The following is a 1984-nucleotide window of genomic DNA, read 5'->3' as shown; positions in this document are numbered from 1 at the left end:
CGGAAAGGTCATAAGTCGCAACCTCGTCCCTGGTGCCGAACTCGTCGCGGGTACCTTGGAAGATCAGCGTCGGCGTCTTCAGATCGGCAAGGTGTTTGGTGCGCAATTGCTCGGGCTTGGCCGGCGGATGGAAGGGATAGCCGAGGCAGACCAGCCCTGAAATCTCGCCCTTGGCAAACATCTCGTCGGCGACCATGGAGGCGACGCGCCCGCCCATCGACTTGCCGCCGATGATCAGCGGTCCCGTCACGCCCTTTGCCCTGAGGTCGGCTGTCGCCTTGATATATTCCGGATTTACCGTCTCGGCCCGCGGCGGCGGTTTGCGGTGGCCGTAGCGGCGGGCAGCCATGTAGTGGAATTCAAAGCGCGCGACCTGTAAGCCGGCCGCGGCCAGCGCCTTGGCGGTGGCGGTCATCGAAGGCGAATCCATCGACGCGCCCGCACCATGGGCAAGCAGGATGGTGGTGGGCGCGGTGTCGGGACCGTCGAAGAGGAAGTGGGTCATGCTGTGATGTCCGGCGCGACGGCGACGCTGCTGATCTCCCCCCTCGTGGGGGAGATGCCTGGCAGGGCAGAGGGGGGCGTGAAGGAATGCCAGCCTTCGGTCATGCTTGCGTGCGGGAACACGCGCCAAAATTGGCCGATCTGTTGGCGGGACAGCGCCCCCCTCTGTCCTGCCGGACATCTCCCCCGCAAGGGGGGAGATTGGCTGTCATGGCGGCCTTTGCCAATCATGCTCACCCCGCCGTCCGCGCCAGCTGCAGATCCACGAACTGCACGCCCTTGGCTGCAACCCGCGCCCATTCCGAATCCGCGTCGAGTTCGAGATAGCGCACCCACAGCTGCCGCGCCTCTAGCAGATTGCCCGCGTCGAACTCCAACCTCGCAAGGTTGAACACCGGATCGGCATAGGTCTTGTCGAGCGCGATCGCCTTCTGCAGGTGCCTTCGCGCCGAGGCTTCGCGACCTTGCTCGCTCATCAGTCCGGCCAGGTTGAACCACGCCTCGACGAAGGCCGGGTCGAGTTTTATCGCATTGATATAGTCATGCGCGGCGTCCACCGCGTGGCCGCCGGCGCGCAGGCAGTTGGCGCGGTTGAAGGCGGCAATCGCATCGCTCGGATCGATGGCGAGACAGCGCTGGTAGAGCGCGGCGGCCCCATCATGGTCGCCCTGCTCCTCCGCCGCTTCCGCCTCGGCGAACAGCTCCTCCAGCGTGTCGTCACCCTCTGCCCCGGCTGTTCCGAGATCGAACAGCAACTGCCCATCGAGTTCGCTCTGGCCGCCTTCGAGATAGATCGCGTCGGCGCGCCCATGCTGCGAGCCGACATTGAGCGACTTGGCGGTCAGCGACGCCACCGGGCCGGAGCGGTGGACGGAGCGCGCGATCGCCGCCCATGTCGCGCCGCCGGCGATGAGCCCGGCATATTTGCGCGCCAGGATCAGGTCGCGGAAGGAATAAGGTTCTGTGTCATGCTCGAACGCATCGAACAGCGACAAAAAATCGAGGTCGGAGCCTGATAGCCGCGACTGATCGATCAGCGATTGCCGCGACAGCGAAGACGCCTCCGGTGTCTTCATCAGTCCGAGAAGGCGCAGGAATCCGTTCTCGCTGATCAGCGTTCGACCGGCCGCGCGCTCGGCGGCGACACTGCGCTCGATCCCGGCATCGCCGTTTTTGACGAGGCCTGCCCTGGCGAGAAGTGTCCGGCCGAAGACGACATGCGTGGTGCGCCTGGTGATACCGCGCCGCAGCTGGCCGTGCTGGCGTTCCACTTCCCGCGCAGCCAGCCTGAGCGGAAAAGCCGCCAGCGCGCCTATCGTGCCGAAAACAGCGCCGGTCGGTGCCGTCATTTCTTGCTCTTGCCGACCGCCTTCAGCAGATTGGCCTTCAACGGATTTTCAGCAGCACCACCCGCTGCCGCCTTCTTCGCGGCGGGCTTTGCAACCTCGCCGGCCCTGCTTTTCCATTTGGCCGGCGGCTT

At 65.3% G+C, this 1984-nt stretch carries 2 protein-coding genes; both read right to left on the bottom strand.

Going from position 1 to position 1984, the window contains the following annotated elements; all coding sequences use genetic code 11:
- The coding region (locus EN906_RS32330) for an alpha/beta family hydrolase (RefSeq protein ID WP_127375687.1) at positions 1 to 505 on the bottom strand (505 nt) is incomplete at its 3' end.
- A 232-nt stretch (positions 506 to 737) separates the two neighbouring features.
- The gene (locus tag EN906_RS32325) at positions 738 to 1853 is read right to left on the bottom strand and encodes a tetratricopeptide repeat protein (RefSeq protein WP_127269166.1); all 1116 of its coding nucleotides are present in this window, start codon (positions 1851 to 1853) and stop codon (positions 738 to 740) included.
- Between the last annotated feature and the right edge of the window lie 131 nt (positions 1854 to 1984).

This window comes from Mesorhizobium sp. M7A.F.Ca.CA.004.06.1.1 (assembly GCF_003999135.1).
Lineage (GTDB): Bacteria > Pseudomonadota > Alphaproteobacteria > Rhizobiales > Rhizobiaceae > Mesorhizobium.
Note: the sequence above shows the minus strand (reverse complement) of the source record. Positions and strands in the feature narration are given on the sequence as shown.